This is a genomic window from Gaetbulibacter jejuensis, from assembly GCF_039524015.1.
Classification (GTDB): Bacteria; Bacteroidota; Bacteroidia; order Flavobacteriales; family Flavobacteriaceae; genus Gaetbulibacter_B; species Gaetbulibacter_B jejuensis.
Genome location: NZ_BAAAGF010000004.1, coordinates 151,358 through 172,112, shown reverse-complemented (window position 1 = coordinate 172,112; position 20,755 = coordinate 151,358). Strand labels below are relative to the sequence as shown.

Here is a 20,755-nt window from a genome sequence, read left to right as displayed (position 1 = left end):
GCTTATTGTCAGTCTGAGCCTGTCGAAGATCCTTCAAGCGTCTCTCTCCTCACTCCTCACTACTCTCCTCTCCCTTACAACCTTGCATCAACCAAGTCTCTTGGCAGTAAAGATTTTACATCAAACACCACACAGTGATCAGATTTCATAGACTTAACATCCAGCCCTAAAAAGTCTTTGTGAGATACAGCAAGCACAATACCATCATACTGCTGTTTGAGTAACGAAGCATCACAAAGCAAATTGAGTCCGTACTCTTCATGCACTTCCTCAGCAGAAGCCCAAGGGTCATACACATCTACGGCTACATCATAAGTTTCAAATTCTCTTATAATATCAATAACTCGAGAGTTTCTAATATCTGGGCAATTTTCTTTAAAGGTAATACCCAGCACTAATACGTTAGCATCTTTAATACGCGCTCCCTTTTTAATCATCATCTTTACAGTTTCTTGGGCTACATAGCTACCCATACTGTCATTCATCTTTCGTCCTGCTAATATAATTTCTGGGTTATATCCAGTCTCAATAGCTTTTTGTGCTAAGTAATATGGATCAACACCTATACAATGACCTCCAACTAAACCAGGCGTGAAATTAATAAAGTTCCATTTTGTTCCAGCAGCCTCTAGTACCGCTTTCGTGTCAATATCTAATAGTCTAAAAATCTTAGACAGCTCATTTACAAAAGCAATATTAATGTCACGTTGAGAATTCTCAATAACCTTAGCTGCTTCTGCCACTTTAATAGAAGGCGCCATATGAGTCCCTGCAGTAATAATACTCTTATAAAGGTCATCCACATATTTAGCAGTCTCTGCTGTAGAACCCGAAGTCACTTTAAGTATTTTAGTAACAGTATGTAGTTTATCACCAGGATTAATTCGTTCAGGAGAATAGCCCGCAAAGAAATCTTTATTAAAGGTTAGTCCAGACTCTCGTTCTAATATAGGCACACAAATATCCTCAGTAACACCAGGATACACAGTAGACTCATAAATAACAACATCCTTAGGTTTTAATACTTTCCCTACGGTCTCACTGGCTTTAACAAGCGGTGTAAAAATAGGTTTATTGAGCTCATCTGTAGGCGTTGGCACAGTCACAATATATACATTAGCAGTCTCAAGAATTGAGGTATCGTCAGTTACACAAAGTCCAACACCTTTAGTTAAATCATCTGATAATACCGCTTTCAACTCATCACCTTCAACCTCTAAAGTACGGTCAACAGCCCCTTGTAATTCTTTTACTCGTTTTGGATTAATATCGAATCCTATTACTGGATATCGTTTTGCAAATTCTACTGCTAGTGGTAATCCTACATACCCTAACCCTATAACGGCAATCTTGTCTTGTGTATTCATTATCAGTTGGCTATCGATTTTAATATCATTGTCAAATCTAAACAAAAACTCCAATTCTCCACATATTTTTTGTTGATTTTCACTTTATCAGGCCAAATGACACTATCATTATAATATTGAGGGTCTGCTTGTTGACTCAACAAAACATCTTCGGCTTTATATTTTAAGGTTGCTGGACCAGTAATTCCAGGTTTTACACTTAAAACAATACGATCATCACCTTCAAGACAATCAGCATATCCAACAACATCTGGTCGCGGACCCACAAAACTCATTTGCCCTAAAATAACATTAAATAGCTGTGGCAATTCATCTACTTTTGTTCGCCGTAATAGTTTACCAAGAGAAGAAGCATATACATCAAACTGACCCAACTGGTGCGCTCCTTGTTTTAGTGTACGTAGTTTATAAATTTTAAACAACCGTCCGTGTTGACCAACACGCTCTTGAGAAAACAATCCCCATTGTTTGGTATCAATAGTCGCTAAAATTATCAGCAACAGAATAGGCAACAACAATACAGGGAGCAATAAAAGGCTAAGCGCCAAATCAAAACTTCGTTTTACAGCTAGTTGTTGAGTGCTAAGCAAAAGGCTAAATACGTTTTAGGAATTGTCTGAAACGCTTCCACATAGATTGTTTATCGTTTTCATGGTATGCATTACCATAAACACCATAACCGTAGCCATAACCATAGCCATAACCGTAGCCATAACCATAATTATGATTGGTTTTATGCTTGTAGAAGTTAAGCACAAAACTAATATTCTTTACTTCACCAGCTTTGTACTTGGCATTTATTAAAGAAAGCATTCCTTTTTTAGTATAATCTAAACGCACCATAAAAATAGACGCGTCAGCAAACTGCGCCAACTCCAAAGCATCAGTAACCAATCCCAAAGGCGGAGTATCTAGTACGATAATATCATAAGTTTCTCGTAACTGCGAAATTAATGAACGCATAGAATCACTCATCAACAATTCAGAAGGGTTTGGTGGCACTGGACCAGAAGGTATAATATCAAGGTTTTCTATATGTGTAGTGAATTTCACCTCCTCCAAAGTGCTTTCCTCTATTAAATAATTGACAACACCTTTATCATTAGTGATATTAAAGTCTCCAAATATCTTTGGTTTACGTAAGTCTAGTCCAAGAAGAATCGTTTTCTTACCAGATAATGCATAAACCGTTGCCATGTTAATAGAACAAAAGGTTTTTCCTTCACCACTAACAGAAGACGTGATCATTAAGGTGCGACCTTTATCTGAAACACCTTGTTTTTTATAGATAAATTGCAAACTAGACCGTATAGCTCTAAAGGACTCCGCTACTGCCGACTTAGGCTTTTCATAAACTACTAAATTGTTTTTGTAATTATACTTCCCAACCAATCCAAGTATAGGAATATTAGACAATTGTTCTACCTCATCCGAACCGTGTATGGTATGATCTAATAAGTAAATGATGAAGATTAAAAACATTGGCGTAAAAAAACCAATCATCAGCGCCATCATATAATTAAGGGACTTATTAGGTCCTATTGGAGGGTTACCAATATCCTTAGCCTCATCAATAACAGAAATATCCGAAACATTGGCAGCTTTTACAATAGCCGCTTCACTGCGTTTATCAAGATAGACGTCGTAGGCTTCCTGACTTATATTCATCTTACGCTCTATCTTAAGGTACTCCTGTTGCTCTTCTGGCAATTCACTGAGTTCAGCTTCAAACTTAGCAATCTTGTTATTTATTGAAGATAAATAAATACCTATAGTGGTTCGGGTGGCGTCAATAGTTTCAAGTAACACATTCTTCTCTGCATTGATTTGACGATCTAAATCCTTAAATAGAATATTACCTTCTTTAGTAGTGTACTCTAAGCTCTGACGCTCTATAGCCAATGCTGTAATCTTACCAACACTGCTTAATATATTACCTTCTTGTATCCCTACTGAAGTAGGTGCTGCAATATTGGTATAGTCTGTTTTGGTTCGTAAATAAGTTTCTAAAGAATTAAGGTAATCTAACTTAGACTGCTCAGTCTCTTTTTGAACATCAAGCTGACGCAATTTTCCTGATATTTCAGTCATTTCCTCATTGACGTCAAACACCTTGTTTTGTTTTCTGAACGCATTCATCTCATCAGTAACATCCTTAAGATTATCATTAACAGCATTCAAACTACTGTCAATAAACTTAATGGTATTAGTGGCGTAAAGGTTTTTGCGCTCCAATTCTGTCTTGCTTAGTATGGCTGTAGTGGCATTTAAGTAATCAACAATCTTAGCTTTATTGGTTCCTGCCATTGTTAAGCTTAACACCGAAGAAGACCTAGAATACGGATTGATTTTTACAGCACGTTGGTAACTATATACAACAGCATCAAAATTAAGGAATTGAACAAAAAACTCGGTATTAGGAATAATACGTTTCCCTGCCCTAGGAGTAATAACTCCATTTAAAAAAGGCAGTTTTATAGAATCGCCCAATCTAAACGTTTGAGAAAAAGCACCTAAAGGCACTGTGACATTGTACTTGGTTTTATCGGCATATCGCTGAACGGATTTTCGTTCAGAAGTAAAATCAGCAAATACTTCAAACTGTTCGTTATCTAAAAAACGAATACCTATGGGTTGACTTAATATTTGCCCTTGGGTTTTATCAATAGAAAATTTAAAAGGCGCAGCAGTGTAGACATCTACCTTACGATACTTACCCTCTACCAAATACCGCATGTAGTATTGAAGTGAATCTACAACCAATTCATTATGGCGTCGGGTATTAATTGACGTCATAATTTTACCAACCTTCCCAGAAACACCTCCCCAGTTAAAGGAAATACTAGTATTGGCAGTAAAAAAAGGGTTCTGATCACTCTCAACTGAAATCAAAGATCCTAGTTGATAGACATTTTCCTTTCTAACATTAATTAAATAAGCCACTACTAAAGCCACACCAATACTCAACAATACTAGCTTCCACAAGTTTAAGGCTTTAAACAAAAAGCCTTTAAAATCAAAGGTACTCCCTCTTGGTTCAGATGAATCAATATCAAATTGGTCTTGGTTCATACCTTTAAATACGATTAATTAATAAAAGAGTAGTTGTAACAATTGATAAAACTGTTACCACAGATGTTAAGTTTTCTCTTAAGGTCGTTCCTGTTCCCCATGATTTTTGCTTCAATGGCTTAATATAAATTATATCATTGGGTTGAACATAATAATAAGGGGACTGCATCACATTAATATCAGTAAGATCTACATGATGAATTTGTTGGCCTTGTGGATATTGCCTAATAACCAAGACGTCTTTTTTATTTCCAGTCACAGGAATTTCCCCACTATTGGCAATGGCTTCAAAAATATTCACTCGCTCTTGAAATAACGTTTTAGTTCCTGGACCACCTATTTCCCCCATAGTGGTGTATCGTAAACCCGCTAGTTTTACGGTAACAAACAAGTTTGCAGTTTCCTTAAATTGCTCTTCAAGGAGTTTGGTTTCTACAATATCTTGTATCTCTTTTGTGGTATAGCCTAAAACATTAATTTCTCCAAGCGATGGTATATTAATATTACCATGGTCATCAACAGTAAACCCATCAAAATAAGCGCGTTCAGAACTACTCGCGTTTAGATTCTCATCTCCAGCAGGATTTAATATAGAAACCGACTCTTGGTCTAAGGCCTTAACCCGAATACTTAATATATCATTGATTTGTACCCTATAAGGCTTATGCTGCTCAGTCATAAGCTGTAAAGAATCTACAGCTTGCTCTTTATTTTGTAAATACAGTGTGTCTTTATGTGGAATACAAGAGGTAAAACCAATTGCCATGAGTAACACTAGCAGTAAACATCTATTCATAGTTGCGTAACTTGTTGCCTCACAAATATAATCCATCAACAGGAATATCAAAACTATTCCTTCTTTTTTTAAGGATTATCCCGTTATTTGCAAAAAAATGACTTTTGAATTACTTAACCGTTGAACATATCTCAAAATCTTATGGTGTACTGGAGCTCTTCAGTGACATTTCTTTTAGCATCCATAAAGATCAAAAAATAGCTTTCGTCGCTAAAAATGGTAGCGGAAAAACCTCTATCCTTAATATCATCTCAGGGGCAGACAGTCCTGATTCGGGTCAGGTGATTATGCGTAATGGGTTACGGGTTTCCTTCTTGTCGCAAACCCCAAACTTTGGGGACAGCAAAACTATTGAAGAGGCCATTTTTAATGCAGACCTACCCATACTCAACATCATATCCAATTATGAAAAGGCCTTACAAAACCCTGAGGACACTGAAGCCTACCAAAAAGCCTTTGAACAAATGGACATCCATAATGCTTGGGAGTTTGATGTGCAGTACAAGCAAATTCTGTTTCAGTTAAAGCTAGAAGATATCCATCAAAGCATCAGTACACTATCTGGTGGTCAAAAAAAGCGTTTAGCACTAGCAAAAGTACTTATCAACACACCTGATTTACTTATTCTAGATGAGCCAACCAACCACTTAGACCTTGAAATGATTGAGTGGCTAGAGCAGTATTTTGCAAAAGCGCAAATGACACTATTTATGGTCACACACGACCGCTACTTTTTGGAGCGCGTTTGTAATGAAATTATTGAACTAGATCATGGCAAACTCTACACCTACAAAGGCAACTACTCCTACTATTTAGAACAAAAAGAAGCTCGAATTGCTTCTGAAGACGTTGAAACAGGAAAAGCCAAACAACAGTACAAAAAGGAATTGGAATGGATGCGCAGACAACCTAAAGCGCGTACGACGAAATCAAAATCTAGAATTGACGACTTCTTCGATATAAAGTCTAAAGCACACCAACGCCGAAAAGACCACCAAGTACAGTTGGAACTCAACATGGAACGTCTTGGAAGTAAGATTGTGGAACTACACAAAGTCTCAAAAGCCTATGAAAACAAAACTATTCTAAACGGCTTTGACTATGTCTTTAAAAAAGGCGAACGTGTAGGTATTATTGGAAAAAATGGTACCGGAAAATCCACATTCCTTAACATGCTAACCAAAACCATAGCTCCCGACTCAGGTAAAGTTGTTATTGGTGACACCGTAAAGTTTGGGTATTACACGCAATCAGGAATTAAAATAAAACCTGAACAAAAAGTCATTGATGTTATTAGGGAATTTGGTGAGTACATCCCATTAAAAAAAGGGCGTCAAATTAGTGCACAGCAACTCTTGGAGCGTTTTCTATTTGATAGAAAGAAGCAATACGACTTTGTTGAAAAACTTAGTGGTGGCGAACAAAAGCGTCTGTACTTATGTACTGTACTTATTCAAAACCCTAATTTTTTAATTCTAGATGAGCCAACTAACGACTTGGATATTGTGACTTTAAATGTGCTGGAAGACTTTTTGCTTGACTTTCCAGGATGTTTAATTGTGGTTTCTCACGACCGTTACTTTATGGATAAAATTGTAGACCACCTTTTTGTGTTTAATGGCGATGGCACCATTACTGATTTTCCAGGAAATTATACCGATTATAGGGTTTATGAAAGCTCTACTCCTCCTGAAACTTCGCCTAAGGAAACTACTAAAGTTACAGAAAGCCAAAAGCAAAACGAAGCACAAAAACTCTCATACAACGAGCAAAAAGAACTCAAAAACCTTGAAAGTAAGATTCGTTCTTTAGAACTTGACAAAAAAGCACTTGAAGCTAAGTTTAACGACACAAGCTTATCTCAAGATAAAATCAACGCGTTATCGCAATCACTTCAAGACATTATTGATGAGATCGCAACCAAAGAAAGCAGGTGGTTTGAACTCTCAGAAAAACTAGAATCCTAAGACGCAAGACACGTATGCATCAAGTGATTCAATATATAAGATTCTTATTTAAATCCACCAACCAACATGGTGTACACTCGCCTTTTGTATTTGATTTGGTTACTAAATGTTTTTACGACACTACTAACTACCCTGACTACGACAAGCTTAAATCCTACAGACAAAGTCTACTGAGAAATGACAGTTTAGTTTCTGTAACCGATTTAGGTTCTGGATCTAAACGCACAACATCTAATACTCGACAAATATGTGCCATTGCAAGAACATCTGGCACTACTTACAAACGTGCTAAACTACTTTATAGATTATCACATTATTTTAAATTTAAGTCTATACTCGAACTTGGAACTTCGGTTGGCATAGCAACTCATGCATTACATCTTGGAAATCCTAATACAATACTTACAAGTATTGAAGGCTGCCCTAATCTAGCACTACTTTCAAAAACAAGATTTACCAACCAACCAAATATTACTATCATTACTGGAGCATTTGACGAGCAGATTCCGCTTTTAAAAACTTCAAACTACGATTGTATTTTCTTTGACGGCAACCATACTAAAGATGCAACATTGCACTATTTTGAAGCCTTACTACCTAAAGCCACAAACGATACTGTCTTTATTTTTGATGATATCTATTGGTCTAAAGGCATGACTGAAGCTTGGGAAACTATAAAGCAACATCCTAAAGTCACAGTAACTATTGACACCTTTTTTTGGGGCTTTGTGTTTTTTAGAAAAGAGCAAGCCAAAGAACATTTTACCATAAGATTGTAACAAGATTGTTGTTTTAGCGTCATATTAATCGCAAATATGTATCTTGCATAGCAACTATAGTTCAACTAAAAAAGTGATAATGGGTAACGTTATAGAAATACGTGATATTGTTAGAGATTTTCAATTAGGCCAAGAAACCGTACATGTTCTTAAAGGCATTGACCTAGACATTGAACGCGGAGATTATGTCGCTATAATGGGACCTTCTGGATCAGGAAAATCCACGCTTATGAACTTATTAGGCTGTTTAGACACACCAACATCAGGTTCTTACAACCTTAACGGAAAAGATGTAAGCAAAATGAGTGATGACGAACTTGCTGATATTAGAAACAAAGAAATTGGTTTTGTCTTTCAAACTTTTAACCTCTTACCACGTACCACAGCATTAGACAATGTAGCATTACCTATGGTGTATGCTGGTGCTTCTAAAAAAGAACGTGTTGCAAGAGCTGAAGAGGTACTAAACGACGTAGGTCTTGCTGACCGAATGGACCACAGACCTAATCAGCTTTCTGGTGGTCAACGTCAACGTGTTGCTGTAGGTAGAGCTTTGGTTAACAAGCCTTCTATTATACTTGCCGATGAGCCAACAGGTAATCTAGATTCTAAAACCGGATACGAAATCATGAATCTTTTTGATGAGATACACAAAGCAGGAAACACCGTTATAATGGTTACTCACGAAGAAGATATTGCTGCTCATGCAAAACGCGTTATTCGTTTACGTGATGGTATCATTGAAAGTGATACTAGAAACTAATTGTCATGCTTTGGATACTTTTAATTTTAGTTGGTGCTTTTATTCTTGTTAAAACTATTTTCACAAACAATCAACGCTTAAGGGAACGTCGTAATAAAGACACTATGTTTAATAAACGTCGATTTAGACGTTAAAACATCCTTTACAATTTTCCAATAGAACTTTTAAATCTTACCTTGCATTTGCAAATTCCAAGATTCGGTTTAGCACACCTACCTCTTGTAATTCAGTAAACCCTGAAAGTTTAAAATATGAAAGTATACACAAAAACCGGAGACAAAGGCACAACAGCTTTGTTTGGTGGTACACGAGTACCAAAACACCATATAAGAATTGAAAGCTATGGCACTGTTGATGAATTAAACTCCTATATTGGCCTGCTTAGAGACCAAGACATCAATACCCACTACAAAAACGTATTAATACAAATACAAGACCGCTTATTTACTGTTGGCGCTATTTTGGCTACCGACCCTGAGAAGGCCATTTTAAAAAACGGAAAGTCTCGATTAAATATTCCTAAAATTTCTGAAGAAGATATTACTACTCTAGAGCAAGAAATGGACACCATGGATGCTGCGTTACCACAAATGACACACTTTGTATTACCAGGAGGTCATCAAACCGTGTCATTCTGTCACATTGCACGCTGTGTGTGCCGTAGAGCCGAACGTTTAGCGTCTGCACTTAATGACTTAGAACCTTTTCAATCGGAAACTTTAATGTATTTAAACCGCTTATCTGACTACCTTTTTGTGTTGGCACGAAAGTTGACTTATGACTTGCAAGCCGAAGAAGTAAAATGGATTCCGAAAAAAGAATCGTAACATTTTTTGGGTATTTAAAAAACTTTGCTTTATTGATACTATCAAGTTCAAGAATTAGCAAATAGTTATACGCTCTTTGATTAATGACAATGTGCTATTTAAACTGTAAAAAAAGCACTACAAAACACTTTGTAACGTACTCAGTTTAAACAAAACATTAAATAATTCATTTTTTTCTTGACTTTTTGAACTAAAAATTTATTTTTGCAAAAAATTAAAACGCATAAGAAATGTATTGGACACTAGAACTAGCATCTTATTTAAGTGATGCACCTTGGCCAGCAACTAAAGACGAATTAATAGATTACGCCATCCGTACAGGAGCGCCTCTGGAAGTAGTTGAAAACTTGCAGGCTATTGAGGATGAAGGTGATTCTTATGATTCTATTGAAGAAATCTGGTCAGACTATCCTACGGATGAGGACTACCTCTGGAACGAGGACGAATATTAAACAAAATCAAAAAGAATAGTTAAAAAGTCTCATAATGAGACTTTTTTTGTGGACTATCCTTTTAAAAAACATAACACAAACCCTATCTTTGTAAGCCTTACTAAAGCAAACCAAAGATTACAATAACAACTTAAGACCGTATTACTTCGGTCTCATAAAAAATAGACTACATATGAGTTTTTTAGATTCAGTTTTAAAAGTATTTGTAGGTGATAAATCTAAACAAGATGTAAAATCCATTACACCTATTGTTGATAAGATTAAAACCTTTGCAAGTGCTCTTGAACAATTATCACACGATGAATTAAGAGCCAAAACCGATGCTTTTAAAGCTAAAATAGCAGAAGCGAGACAACCACTTCTAGAAAAAAAGGAACAACTCCTTAAACAAGCCGAAACCACTGAAGATATTGACGAGAGAGAAGACATCTACGTTGAAGCCGATAAAATAGAAGACGACATCTACCAAGTTACTGAAGATGTACTTAACGACATACTACCTGAAGCCTTTGCTGTAGTTAAGGAAACCGCTAAGCGTTTTGTAAGTAATACTGAAATTACAGTAACTGCAAGTACGTTTGACAGAGAACTTTCAGGAAGTAAAGATTACATCACTTTAGAAGACGATAAAGCGGTTTGGTCAAACTCTTGGGATGCTGCTGGTAAAGCGATCACTTGGGATATGGTACATTACGATGTACAGCTTATTGGTGGTGTAGCAATGCACCAAGGTAAAATTGCAGAAATGCAAACTGGTGAAGGTAAAACTCTTGTTGCAACCCTACCTGTTTACCTTAACGCATTAGCAGGAAAAGGTGTTCATTTAGTTACTGTAAACGACTATCTAGCAAAACGTGATAGCGCGTGGATGGCTCCAATTTTTGAGTTCCATGGTTTAAGTGTTGACTGTATAGACTATCACCAACCTAACTCAGCTGCTCGTAAAAAAGCTTACATGGCAGACATTACTTATGGTACAAACAACGAGTTTGGTTTTGATTACCTAAGAGATAATATGGCACACTCACCTGACGACTTGGTACAACGTCCGCATCACTACGCTATTGTGGATGAGGTGGATTCGGTATTAGTTGATGATGCGCGTACACCTTTAATTATTTCGGGTCCAATTCCGCAAGGAGACAGACATGAGTTTACTGAGTTAAAACCAAAAGTTGATAATATTGCTGGTGTACAACGTAAAATGTTAACTGGTGTGCTTGCCGAAGCAAAAAAATTAATTGCTGAAGGCGACACTAAAGAAGGTGGCTTTTTATTGTTGAGAGTGTACAGAGGTATGCCAAAAAACAAAGCATTAATTAAGTTTTTAAGTGAAGAAGGTATTAAACAACTCCTTCAAAAAACTGAAAACTACTACATGCAAGATAACAATAGAGAAATGCCAAAAATTGATGCTGAGCTTTACTATGTTATCGATGAAAAAAACAATCAGGTTGAATTAACTGATAAAGGTGTTGAATTCCTCTCAGGTGAAGATGATCCAAACTTTTTCGTGATGCCTGAAATAGGTGTTGAAATTGCTAAAATTGAAGCCCAAGGTCTTTCAAAAGAAGAAGAAGCTGAAGCTAAAGAAGATCTATTTAGAGATTTTGGTGTAAAATCTGAACGTATCCACACCCTTAACCAATTACTTAAAGCGTACGCTTTGTTTGAAAAAGACATTCAATATGTTGTTATGGACAACAAAGTAATGATTGTTGATGAGCAAACAGGTCGTATTATGGATGGTCGTCGTTATAGCGACGGACTTCACCAAGCTATTGAAGCCAAAGAAAATGTAAAAATTGAAGATGCTACTCAAACTTTTGCAACGATTACGCTTCAAAATTACTTTAGAATGTATCGCAAACTTTCTGGTATGACAGGTACTGCTGTTACCGAAGCTGGTGAGTTTTGGGAAATCTATAAATTGGATGTGGTTGAAATCCCAACCAACAAACCTATTGCAAGAGATGATAGAGAAGATTTGGTTTACAAAACCAAACGTGAAAAATACAATGCTGTAATTGATGAAGTTACTGCCTTATCGCAAGCTGGTCGTCCAGTTCTAATTGGTACCACATCAGTAGAAATTAGTGAGCTTTTAGGAAAAATGTTATCCATTAGAAAAGTACCTCACAATGTCCTGAATGCAAAGTTGCATAAAAAGGAAGCTGATATTGTTGCTGAAGCTGGTAAAGCAGGACAAGTAACCATTGCCACCAATATGGCTGGTCGTGGAACTGACATTAAGTTAAGCGAAGACGTAAAAGCTGCTGGAGGATTAGCTATTGTTGGTACTGAGCGTCATGACTCGCGTCGTGTAGACAGACAGTTACGTGGTCGTGCAGGTCGACAAGGAGATCCAGGAAGTTCGCAATTTTACGTGTCTCTTGAAGACAACTTAATGCGCTTATTTGGTAGTGAGCGTATTGCAAAAATGATGGATAGAATGGGATTACAAGAAGGTGAAGTAATTCAGCATTCTATGATTTCAAAATCTATTGAGCGTGCTCAGAAAAAAGTAGAAGAAAACAACTTTGGTGTTCGTAAACGTTTATTAGAATATGATGACGTTATGAATGCACAACGTGAAGTGGTTTACAAACGTCGTCACCACGCATTATTTGGTGAGCGCTTAAGAGTGGATTTGGCAAACATGATTTACGATACTTCTGAAGGTATTGCACAAACCAACAAAGACGCCAACGACTTTAAAAACTTCGAGTTTGAGCTTATTAGATACTTCTCAATGAGTTCGCCAATTACTGAAGCAGAGTTTTCTAAACTTTCAACTCAAGACATTGCAGGAAAAATCTATAAAGCTGCTTTTGAACATTATCGTGAAAAAATGGAGCGTAATGCAGAAATTGCATTCCCTGTAATTAAAAATGTATACGAAAACCAACGTGATAAATTTAAGCGTATCGTTGTTCCTTTTACTGATGGTGTAAAGAACTTACAAGTAGTTACCGATTTAGAAAAAGCTTACGAAACCAACGGTAAGCAACTTATCAACGATTTTGAAAAGAATATTACTCTAGCTATTGTTGATGATTCTTGGAAAACGCACTTACGTAAAATGGATGAGCTTAAACAGTCTGTACAATTAGCTGTTCATGAGCAAAAAGATCCTTTATTAATCTATAAGTTTGAAGCTTTTGAATTGTTTAAGCAAATGCTAGACCAAGTTAATAAGGATGTGATTTCATTCTTGTTTAAAGGTGAATTACCTACAGAAACGCAAAACACCATTCAGGAAGCTAGAGCTAGAAGAAAAGAAAATCTTGAAACTTCTAAAGAAGAAATTCCAAATATGGATGAACGTTCTGCGCAAAACAGAGCTGCAGGTAACACACAACGTCAACCAGAAGTTATAGAAACTATTGTTCGTGATAAACCAAAAATTGGTCGAAACGATAAAGTCACCATAAAACACGTTATGAGTGGTGAAAACAAAACTGTAAAATACAAACAAGCAGAACCCTTAATTGCTAAAGGTGAATGGGTTTTGATTGAAGAGTAAAACCTTATAAATAGTTTATCATAGTCCTGATGCATTCTTGTGTCAGGACTTTTTATTTGTATAAATATAGTACAAGGGATTGCGCATTTACTAGTAATCAAAACCACGGTTTTTGAGTATTTTTACCACCAAATAAAACTTGAAAATGCAGATTAAAACCATAACAACTTACCTACTCTTTTGTATCGCCTTATCAATAATCAGTTGTAAAGAAGCTACAACAACAGCTTTAAACACTAGTAACACATTAAAACACAAAGCTGTTTTAGAATACCAAATACAATCAAAATTAGGAGAAGGCTCGTTTTGGAACTACAACACCCAAGAACTCTATTGGGTAGATATTCAAGGAAAAACATTACATATTTACAACCCTAAAACCAAAAGCAATAAAAGTTTAGTTGTGCCTTCTATGATTGGCACTGTAGTTCCTTCAACTCAAAGCAACAAAGCCATTATAGCTTTACAAGATGGGATTTACAGTATTGACACGAACACAGGAGATTTACAACTACTTTCAGCTGTAGAACAAGCTATAACTACCAATCGTTTTAATGATGGAAAGTGTGACCCAAGTGGTCGTTTTTGGGTAGGCTCTATTGCCTTTGATGAAACTCCACACGCTGCAAAACTGTATATGTTGGACAACAACCAAAATGCCATTTTAAAAAAAGATAGTGTTACTATATCCAACGGAATTGTTTGGACCAGAGACAAAACCACTATGTATTATATCGATACGCCAACAAGCGAAATAAAGGCTTACGATTATAATGATCCTACAGGAGCTATATCAAACGAACGTGTTGCAGTAAAAGTGAGTGATACGCTTGGTTATCCTGACGGAATGACCATTGATGAACACGATAACCTTTGGGTTGGTTTATGGAATGGAAGCGCTGTTGGGTGCTTTAACCCTAAAACTGGTAATTTGATTACAAAAATTGAAGTTCCTGCGCTTAATGTAACATCTTGTGCCTTTGGTGGTAAAAACCTAGACACGCTTTACATTACCACAGCAACCAAAGATATGGGTACTGAACAACTAAAACAGTTTCCATTAGCTGGTTCAATATTTAAGGCTGTTCCTGGAGTAAAAGGTGTAAAAGGACATTTTTACAAAGAGTAACTCTTTGATAATTTGTTTTTTAAAAAAAATAAACGATATTCGTTCCGCTAAATAATCATTTTTTTTTAAAGACAATAACTCTAACCAAATCAAAACCATGAAAAAAACTGCCTCTATTTTAATGATGCTATTAAGCATCACGATGTCATTTGCTCAAACAGAACTTACTGATGATGACGCTGAAGCAAAGCTTCTTGTTAATAACGACAGATTAATTGTACTAGACTTTTATGCTACTTGGTGTGGACCATGTAAGCGTATGGAACCTATCATTAAAGAGTTAGAAGCAAAATATAAAGATAAAGTTGACTTTTATAAAGTTGATGTTGATAAAAACAAAGTAGATGATGCGTTAAATGTTACAGCAATGCCTACGTATTTTTTCCTTAAAAACAGCTCTAATTTAGAAGTTGTTGAAGGCGCAATGAGTAAAGCTGAAATGGAAGACTTGATTCTAAAACATATGGGTGGCGCTGTTGCTTCTAGTTCATCAAACACTATTGATCTTGACGACTTTAGTCAATCCAATATTGACAAATATTGGAACTCCTCTAACAGCTTAAACAGTTTAGCTTGGAATGCCTACGAAAATTATAGTGACATCAAAATTCTATTAAAAGCTATTAAAGCTGTAGAGCGTTCAATTGAACTAGACCGAAATTCCCATAATACTGATACATACGCTGCGTTGTTATACAAAACTGGAAATTACACCAAAGCTTTAAAAATGGCAAAGGAATCTATTGACATTGCTAAATCAAGTGGAGAAAACTATCAAATAACTACTGAACTTATTGAAAAAATTATTGATGAGATGTAAAGCTTAAAGGCTATTCATTAAACATATAAACTATCAAAAGCTTGACTTTTTTATAAAAACAGTTGAGCTTTTTTGTTATTGATATTCGTTATTGAAAGAATTTATATCTTTATAAAGTTACCAAACATTTGAAAAAAGTAGAGCTCGAAAATAAAATCCAAGAAGCAACATCAAGTTTGATTGATATAGCAACCGATATTTGTTGGAATAAAATATCAAGAAATTGCTTATATATTATGTCGGAAATTGATGAAAGTATCGGAAAAAACTTTTTTGAACATGCGAAAATTAGAAAAAGGATTAATGACAAAAAAGCACCAAAAACGTTGAACAGAATTGTAGCGGAACTATCTACGATTTATGAAAATCTTTATGACATAAACCTATACATTTATAAATCGTTGCGGAATAAAACCATAATTGAAATTCGGTATTTTCTTAAAACTTCACATATAGAAGAATTTTATCCAACAATAAAGGATAACGAACCAATGTTACATTGCAAAGTTTCAAGACCTTTCTATGTGACAGAATCACTAAACTCAAACAAACCAGAACGAAAATTTGACGTTAATTGGGAGTTAGGTGGAATTAGACACGAATGGAATAAATTTATAGGCAAATTAAAATACCATACTTGGAAAATAAAATATGACCGAAAAAGAAAATACAGGATAAAAAATGAATCCTGAATTAAAATCACTTCTTTCTAAAGGCTTTAAATATTTCTATGGCGTTACTTTGCTTGCTTCTTTTGTAGCAACTCTTATGCTGATTTCATATATCGGAATGAAAAAAGATATTGATTGGAATGGTGCACTAATTTTATATGGAATTTTAATTCCATCATTATTGATTTTTAGATTTATTAGTAAAAAACTTGAAGAAAAAAACGTTGGGTAACACCGTATATAATCTATTGCTTGTTCTCGCCTACTTACGAAGTTAAGTGTTAACCCTCGCAACTACTCATAGCCGAGACCCTTAAACGAACCCTTCAAAAAATTACTCCAGTTTCAACAACACATTTGGGTTTGGACAATTGCTTAAATAATAGTCTAAATCTTGTTTTGAGCTTACTCCTGGATAATCACCTACATACTCACCAATATCTTTTATAATTTGAAAATGCAAGTGTGGAGGATAATCGCCGTTTACAGTAGGATCACCAAGTGTTGCTAATTCTTCTCCTTGTTTAAACTGTTGTCCTACGCTTAAATGCTCAATAGACGCAGTACTTAAATGTCCATATAAGGTGTAAAAACTCACCTCTTTTATGGTGTGCTTTAAAATTATAGTTGGTCCATAGTCTCCAAAATTGGTATTGTTTTTAAAACTATGCACTACTCCATCTAAAGGCGAAAGAATTTCTGTATCAGCAGCAACCCAAAGGTCAATTCCTAAATGAATGTTACGTTCGGTTAGTGGATTTTGTTCGTTAAAATGTGTACTACGTTGGTAAATGTTTCGCACTTCGTTATAACCACCAAAGGCAACCAACCCATTATGCTTGTTTATATGCGCATTTACAAATGCTTCAAGCTTTGAAGATGAAGATACATCAACCGATTGCAGTAAGGTATTGTGCTTAGAAAGATCTAAAGAAATGTACTGTGAATTTGAAATTGAAGCATCTAGTACTCGAAGTGGTTTTGTACTAATGCGTTCTAAAAAATCGTGGAATGTGTTTGAGGGCATTTCAAAAAAATATTTCTATAAAAATACACTTTTTTGAAACGTATAGCCTTTATACAACTGTAAGATTTCTGTTCATACAAGAAGCTTGATTATTGCATTATAACATGGCTAAATTTAGCATTAACCACAATTGTTTTATTACTATTTGGGCTATTAGTAGAAAACGACGATGTGTTTTTAGCATCTTGTTTTTCTGGATGGGTAAAACGCGTTCTATCTCCTTTATATTGCAAGTTGAATGCTGTTTTTGGCAAACTTATAAGTGCATCGCTATTTTCTAACACCAAATTGATATTATTAAACGAATCGTTGATTTTTGAAATGGTTAAATCTCCAAAACTACCATCAATAATTGCATTGCCATTTAAATTGTCGAGACTAATGTTTGATGAGTTAGAATTTAATACAATTCTGTTTACTTGCTTTACATGTGCTTTATCCACATAATTTAGTTTTAACTCACCTTGACTCCAAGTGTCAATTAACACAGGTGAATAAGATACATTGATGGAAGTCTCGCTTCCATCAATGTGATTTGCTACTAATGTAGAGTGTGAAATATCTGCTCTTAAGTTTTTAATAACCGAAGTAAACTTCAACTCACCATGTCTTACATTTAGGTTTAGTTTAGCATCTTTAGGCATTTTTATTTTAATGGTCTTTTTTACTTTACCACTTCTAGCCTCAAGTGTTCTAGACAGTTCAGCACGACGCTTTTCGTTGCGTTCTATACGCTCTTCAAGACGTTCAGCTAAATGAGCTTGTCTTTCAGCGTGAGCTTTTTGGCGCTCTTCAAAACGTTTTGCAATTTCTGCACTACGCTCTTCCATTTGTTTAGCGCGTTCTTCCATTTGCTTACCGTGTTTTGCTTCCCATTCTTCCATACGTTTAGCATACTCTTTTCCCCATTGCTTATCAAACTTCTTGCTCCACTCTTTTAGCTTTACTTCATAATCTTCACCAAACTGCTTACCATACTCTTCTCCCCATTTTTGCATTTCCTTTTCGTAGTTATCAAAATCAACTTTAGAAAATTCTTTTGCCCAAGCTTTCATTTTATCCTTGTACTCTTTTCCATACTTTTCTTCATACTCTTTGCTCCATTTTTCAAGGTATTTTTCACCATCTTTTTTGTAGGCTTCGGTATCAAAATGTACTGAATGAATCCCTTTTGGTAATTCAGGTAATTTTGGAAGCTTAGGAAGTTTTGGCAATTCCATTTCTGGCATTTCAGGTAGCTCAGGCATTTCGGGTAACTCTGGCATTTCAGGTAATTCAGCCAATTCAAATTCAAGCTCTCGTAAGGCATCAAATTCGAAATTGTTGTCAAACTCAAATTCAAACCCTTCCATGTTAAAGTTTCCCCATACATTTCGGCTTCCTTTAGAGCTTATACTTACATTTTTTCCTGAACCTTCAACGCTTATATTCCAGTTTTCAAGTGCTTTTTTAAGCTCTTCCTTTGAAAGTTTATCGCTTTCTATATATGCTTCAACCTCAACAAGATCTTTATTCCATGTATCGATTTCAATTTGCACATAGCTTGTGTTTAAATCTATGGTAACGTCTTTATCTACTTTTATAGATTGAGATATTTTATTTAACCGTTGCTGTGCAGTAACACTAATGGTAGCACACAACATAAACAACATTAATTGTATTGTTTTCATTTGTTCGTTTTTATTGCTTTAAGCATTATCCTGACTCATTTCTGAGTCGTTTAAATCTTTTAATTGTTCTTTTAAGCGATACAATAAATTAAGTCTTAATTTTAAGTTATCTATTAAGGCACTTACAGTAAGCTCGTTTGGTCCATTTTCGGTTAGTTCAACCGAAAGTCTATCGTACTCTTTATTGAGTTCTTCAAGACGTAGCACGTAACTATCAAACAATTCTTTATTTTCTGAAGTGAGCTTTACGTTGGATAATTCTAAGTTAATATTAGCCAGATAGTAGTCTTCAACCTTTTTTAAATCGGGTGAAATATCACCAAGCGACTTTAAATTGGATACCACTTCTTCCTTACCGTTTGAAGGCTCAATTGGAGGCACATTGTAAAATTTATATGCTCCAAAACCCATCCCAATAAGAATAACAACACTTGCCGCTATTTGCATTATACTGAAACGTTTTTTGATTGTTCTTTGCGGTTGTGCGTTATCTAGCTTCTTTAAAAAACGGGCTTCATGTCCTTTAGGCATTTTTTGATTGGAAACCTTTGGTTCGTCTTTAAAGAGTTCTCTAATATCTTGTTGTGCCATTACTTGTAAGTGTTAACAGTTCTTTTAATTTTACTTTTCCCCTAGACAGTTGCGTTCGAGAAGCGACTTCGCTAATACTTAAAATTTCAGATATTTCCTGGTGGTCATACCCTTCAACCAAATACAGCATAACTACGTATTTATACTTTTCTGGCAACTTTTTTATAGCTTCTTTGACTTCGTCTAGTGTTATTGTATCTTCAACAAACCAGTTGTCATCATTATCATCAACTACTTTTAGGTGCACCTCTTCCAACTGCAACAAATGTTGCTTTTTGGATTTAAGTAAATCGATACTTTTATTGATAACAATACGTTTTAACCAAGCTCCAAAAGTAACCTCTGCTTTGTATTGGTGTAGTTTAGCAAAAGCTTTTATAAAGGCTTCCTGAACGATATCTTCAGCTTCCATAGAATCCTTTACAAATCGCATTGCCACAGCATACATACCATCACAATACTGGTTGTAAATTTGTAGTTGTGCAGCACGATTATTTTGCTTGCATTTTTCAATAATTTCAACTTGAAACATGCGTTAGTTGATCTTTTGGTTATTGGTTTAGTTCTCTATAAAGACGATACAAAACATACAGTGTTGCAAAATTTACCTCTTTTTTTTAAAATGATACCAAATTATTATAAATGAACGTTAAATAGATAGTCTTTAGGTGTTTTTGATATATCTTTAGCACTTAATTTTAAAATTCGAATTTTTAGGTATGAACACGTTTTTAAAACGAATCCTTATTGTTTTAACTTTAGTCGCTGTAGGACTATTTTTATACTCTTATTTTGTTGAAAATATTTTTTCTAAACGCTTGAGCCCAAAAGATAATGTAGAATACAAACTCAACGATTTACAAGTTGAAGTGTTTTACAATAGACCTTCAAAAAAAGGAAGGGAAATTTTTGGCGGACTTGTTCCTTACAATCAAGTATGGCGAACAGGAGCCAATGAAGCGACAACTTTTGAAACCAACAAATCGCTTTATGTAAAAGGAATTGCTATACCTAAAGGCATCTACACGCTTTGGACAGTACCAAAAGACAGCTCTTGGCAAGTCATTTTTAATAAAAAACTATATCCTTGGGGAGTTGATGAGCAAATGAAGCCAATGAGAGAACCTCAACACGATATACTTGAAATTGAAGTTCCTACTGAAGAACTCAATACTACTGTTGAACAATTTACCATTGGTTTTGATAATACTACAGGTGACCTTCACCTTACAATGGCTTGGGATAAAACAAAAATTGCCGTACCTTTAACTGTAATCAAAGATTCAATTGAATAAAGG

The 20,755-nt window shown here is 35.3% G+C and carries 19 protein-coding genes; 11 read left to right on the top strand and 8 right to left on the bottom strand.

Annotated elements, in window-relative coordinates:
• Positions 1-74: 74 nt before the first annotated feature.
• From ABD011_RS12820 to ABD011_RS12805, 4 genes are read right to left on the bottom strand one after another with little or no spacing between them, the layout of a single operon-like run.
• Positions 75-1,367, bottom strand: a complete 1,293-nt coding sequence (locus tag ABD011_RS12820; RefSeq protein WP_343798841.1) for a nucleotide sugar dehydrogenase — start codon at positions 1,365-1,367, stop codon at positions 75-77.
• Between the two features lie 2 nt (positions 1,368-1,369).
• The gene (locus tag ABD011_RS12815; protein ID WP_343798839.1) at positions 1,370-1,957 is read right to left on the bottom strand and encodes a sugar transferase; all 588 of its coding nucleotides are present in this window, start codon (positions 1,955-1,957) and stop codon (positions 1,370-1,372) included.
• Between the two features lie 4 nt (positions 1,958-1,961).
• On the bottom strand, positions 1,962-4,439 hold the full coding sequence (locus tag ABD011_RS12810) for a polysaccharide biosynthesis tyrosine autokinase (protein ID WP_343798837.1): 2,478 nt from the start codon (positions 4,437-4,439) through the stop codon (positions 1,962-1,964).
• Positions 4,440-4,443: 4 nt separating this feature from the next.
• Positions 4,444-5,205 carry a polysaccharide biosynthesis/export family protein gene (locus tag ABD011_RS12805; protein WP_343798835.1) on the bottom strand — a complete coding sequence of 254 codons (762 nt, stop codon included), beginning with the start codon at positions 5,203-5,205 and terminating at the stop codon, positions 4,444-4,446.
• A 134-nt stretch (positions 5,206-5,339) separates the two neighbouring features.
• Here ABD011_RS12805 and ABD011_RS12800 point away from each other — a divergent pair, with 134 nt between their 5' ends.
• The 10 genes from ABD011_RS12800 to ABD011_RS12755 all read left to right on the top strand — a co-directional run bounded on the left by ABD011_RS12800 (position 5,340) and on the right by ABD011_RS12755 (position 16,401).
• On the top strand, positions 5,340-7,202 hold the full coding sequence (locus ABD011_RS12800; RefSeq protein WP_343798833.1) for an ABC-F family ATP-binding cassette domain-containing protein: 1,863 nt from the start codon (positions 5,340-5,342) through the stop codon (positions 7,200-7,202).
• A 14-nt stretch (positions 7,203-7,216) separates the two neighbouring features.
• Positions 7,217-7,981 carry an O-methyltransferase gene (locus tag ABD011_RS12795; protein WP_343798831.1) on the top strand — a complete coding sequence of 255 codons (765 nt, stop codon included), beginning with the start codon at positions 7,217-7,219 and terminating at the stop codon, positions 7,979-7,981.
• 79 nt (positions 7,982-8,060) lie between these two features.
• Positions 8,061-8,744 carry an ABC transporter ATP-binding protein gene (locus tag ABD011_RS12790; protein WP_129761373.1) on the top strand — a complete coding sequence of 228 codons (684 nt, stop codon included), beginning with the start codon at positions 8,061-8,063 and terminating at the stop codon, positions 8,742-8,744.
• A 251-nt stretch (positions 8,745-8,995) separates the two neighbouring features.
• Positions 8,996-9,571 (top strand): cob(I)yrinic acid a,c-diamide adenosyltransferase, encoded by a 576-nt coding sequence (locus ABD011_RS12785; RefSeq protein WP_129761374.1) that lies wholly within the window; start codon positions 8,996-8,998, stop codon positions 9,569-9,571.
• A gap of 230 nt (positions 9,572-9,801) precedes the next feature.
• Complete coding sequence (locus tag ABD011_RS12780) at positions 9,802-10,023, top strand: DUF2795 domain-containing protein (protein ID WP_010177336.1); 222 nt, start codon at positions 9,802-9,804, stop codon at positions 10,021-10,023.
• Positions 10,024-10,195: 172 nt separating this feature from the next.
• A complete protein-coding gene (gene secA / locus ABD011_RS12775; protein ID WP_343798813.1) occupies positions 10,196-13,549 on the top strand; it encodes a preprotein translocase subunit SecA in 3,354 nt (1,117 codons plus the stop codon).
• Positions 13,550-13,694: 145 nt separating this feature from the next.
• A complete protein-coding gene (locus tag ABD011_RS12770) occupies positions 13,695-14,678 on the top strand; it encodes an SMP-30/gluconolactonase/LRE family protein (protein WP_343798811.1) in 984 nt (327 codons plus the stop codon).
• A gap of 97 nt (positions 14,679-14,775) precedes the next feature.
• Positions 14,776-15,498 carry a thioredoxin family protein gene (locus ABD011_RS12765; RefSeq protein ID WP_243832960.1) on the top strand — a complete coding sequence of 241 codons (723 nt, stop codon included), beginning with the start codon at positions 14,776-14,778 and terminating at the stop codon, positions 15,496-15,498.
• A 128-nt stretch (positions 15,499-15,626) separates the two neighbouring features.
• Positions 15,627-16,190: a hypothetical protein gene (locus tag ABD011_RS12760; RefSeq protein ID WP_343798808.1), complete on the top strand. Its 564-nt coding sequence runs from the start codon at positions 15,627-15,629 to the stop codon at positions 16,188-16,190.
• The gene (locus ABD011_RS12755; RefSeq protein ID WP_343798805.1) at positions 16,180-16,401 is read left to right on the top strand and encodes a hypothetical protein; all 222 of its coding nucleotides are present in this window, start codon (positions 16,180-16,182) and stop codon (positions 16,399-16,401) included. Before ABD011_RS12760 ends, ABD011_RS12755 begins: the two co-directional genes overlap by 11 nt.
• A 102-nt stretch (positions 16,402-16,503) precedes the next feature.
• Here ABD011_RS12755 and ABD011_RS12750 read toward each other — a convergent pair whose 3' ends face one another.
• The 4 genes from ABD011_RS12750 to ABD011_RS12735 form a co-directional block, all read right to left on the bottom strand.
• Positions 16,504-17,196 carry a peptidoglycan DD-metalloendopeptidase family protein gene (locus ABD011_RS12750; RefSeq protein ID WP_343798803.1) on the bottom strand — a complete coding sequence of 231 codons (693 nt, stop codon included), beginning with the start codon at positions 17,194-17,196 and terminating at the stop codon, positions 16,504-16,506.
• Between the two features lie 89 nt (positions 17,197-17,285).
• A complete protein-coding gene (locus tag ABD011_RS12745; protein WP_343798801.1) occupies positions 17,286-18,866 on the bottom strand; it encodes a hypothetical protein in 1,581 nt (526 codons plus the stop codon).
• A gap of 18 nt (positions 18,867-18,884) precedes the next feature.
• Positions 18,885-19,457: a hypothetical protein gene (locus tag ABD011_RS12740; protein ID WP_343798800.1), complete on the bottom strand. Its 573-nt coding sequence runs from the start codon at positions 19,455-19,457 to the stop codon at positions 18,885-18,887.
• Positions 19,438-19,989 carry an RNA polymerase sigma factor gene (locus tag ABD011_RS12735; protein WP_129761381.1) on the bottom strand — a complete coding sequence of 184 codons (552 nt, stop codon included), beginning with the start codon at positions 19,987-19,989 and terminating at the stop codon, positions 19,438-19,440. The genes ABD011_RS12740 and ABD011_RS12735 overlap by 20 nt, the downstream gene beginning before the upstream one ends.
• A gap of 187 nt (positions 19,990-20,176) precedes the next feature.
• Here ABD011_RS12735 and ABD011_RS12730 point away from each other — a divergent pair, with 187 nt between their 5' ends.
• Positions 20,177-20,752 carry a DUF2911 domain-containing protein gene (locus ABD011_RS12730; protein ID WP_129761382.1) on the top strand — a complete coding sequence of 192 codons (576 nt, stop codon included), beginning with the start codon at positions 20,177-20,179 and terminating at the stop codon, positions 20,750-20,752.
• The last annotated feature ends 3 nt before the right edge of the window (positions 20,753-20,755 follow it).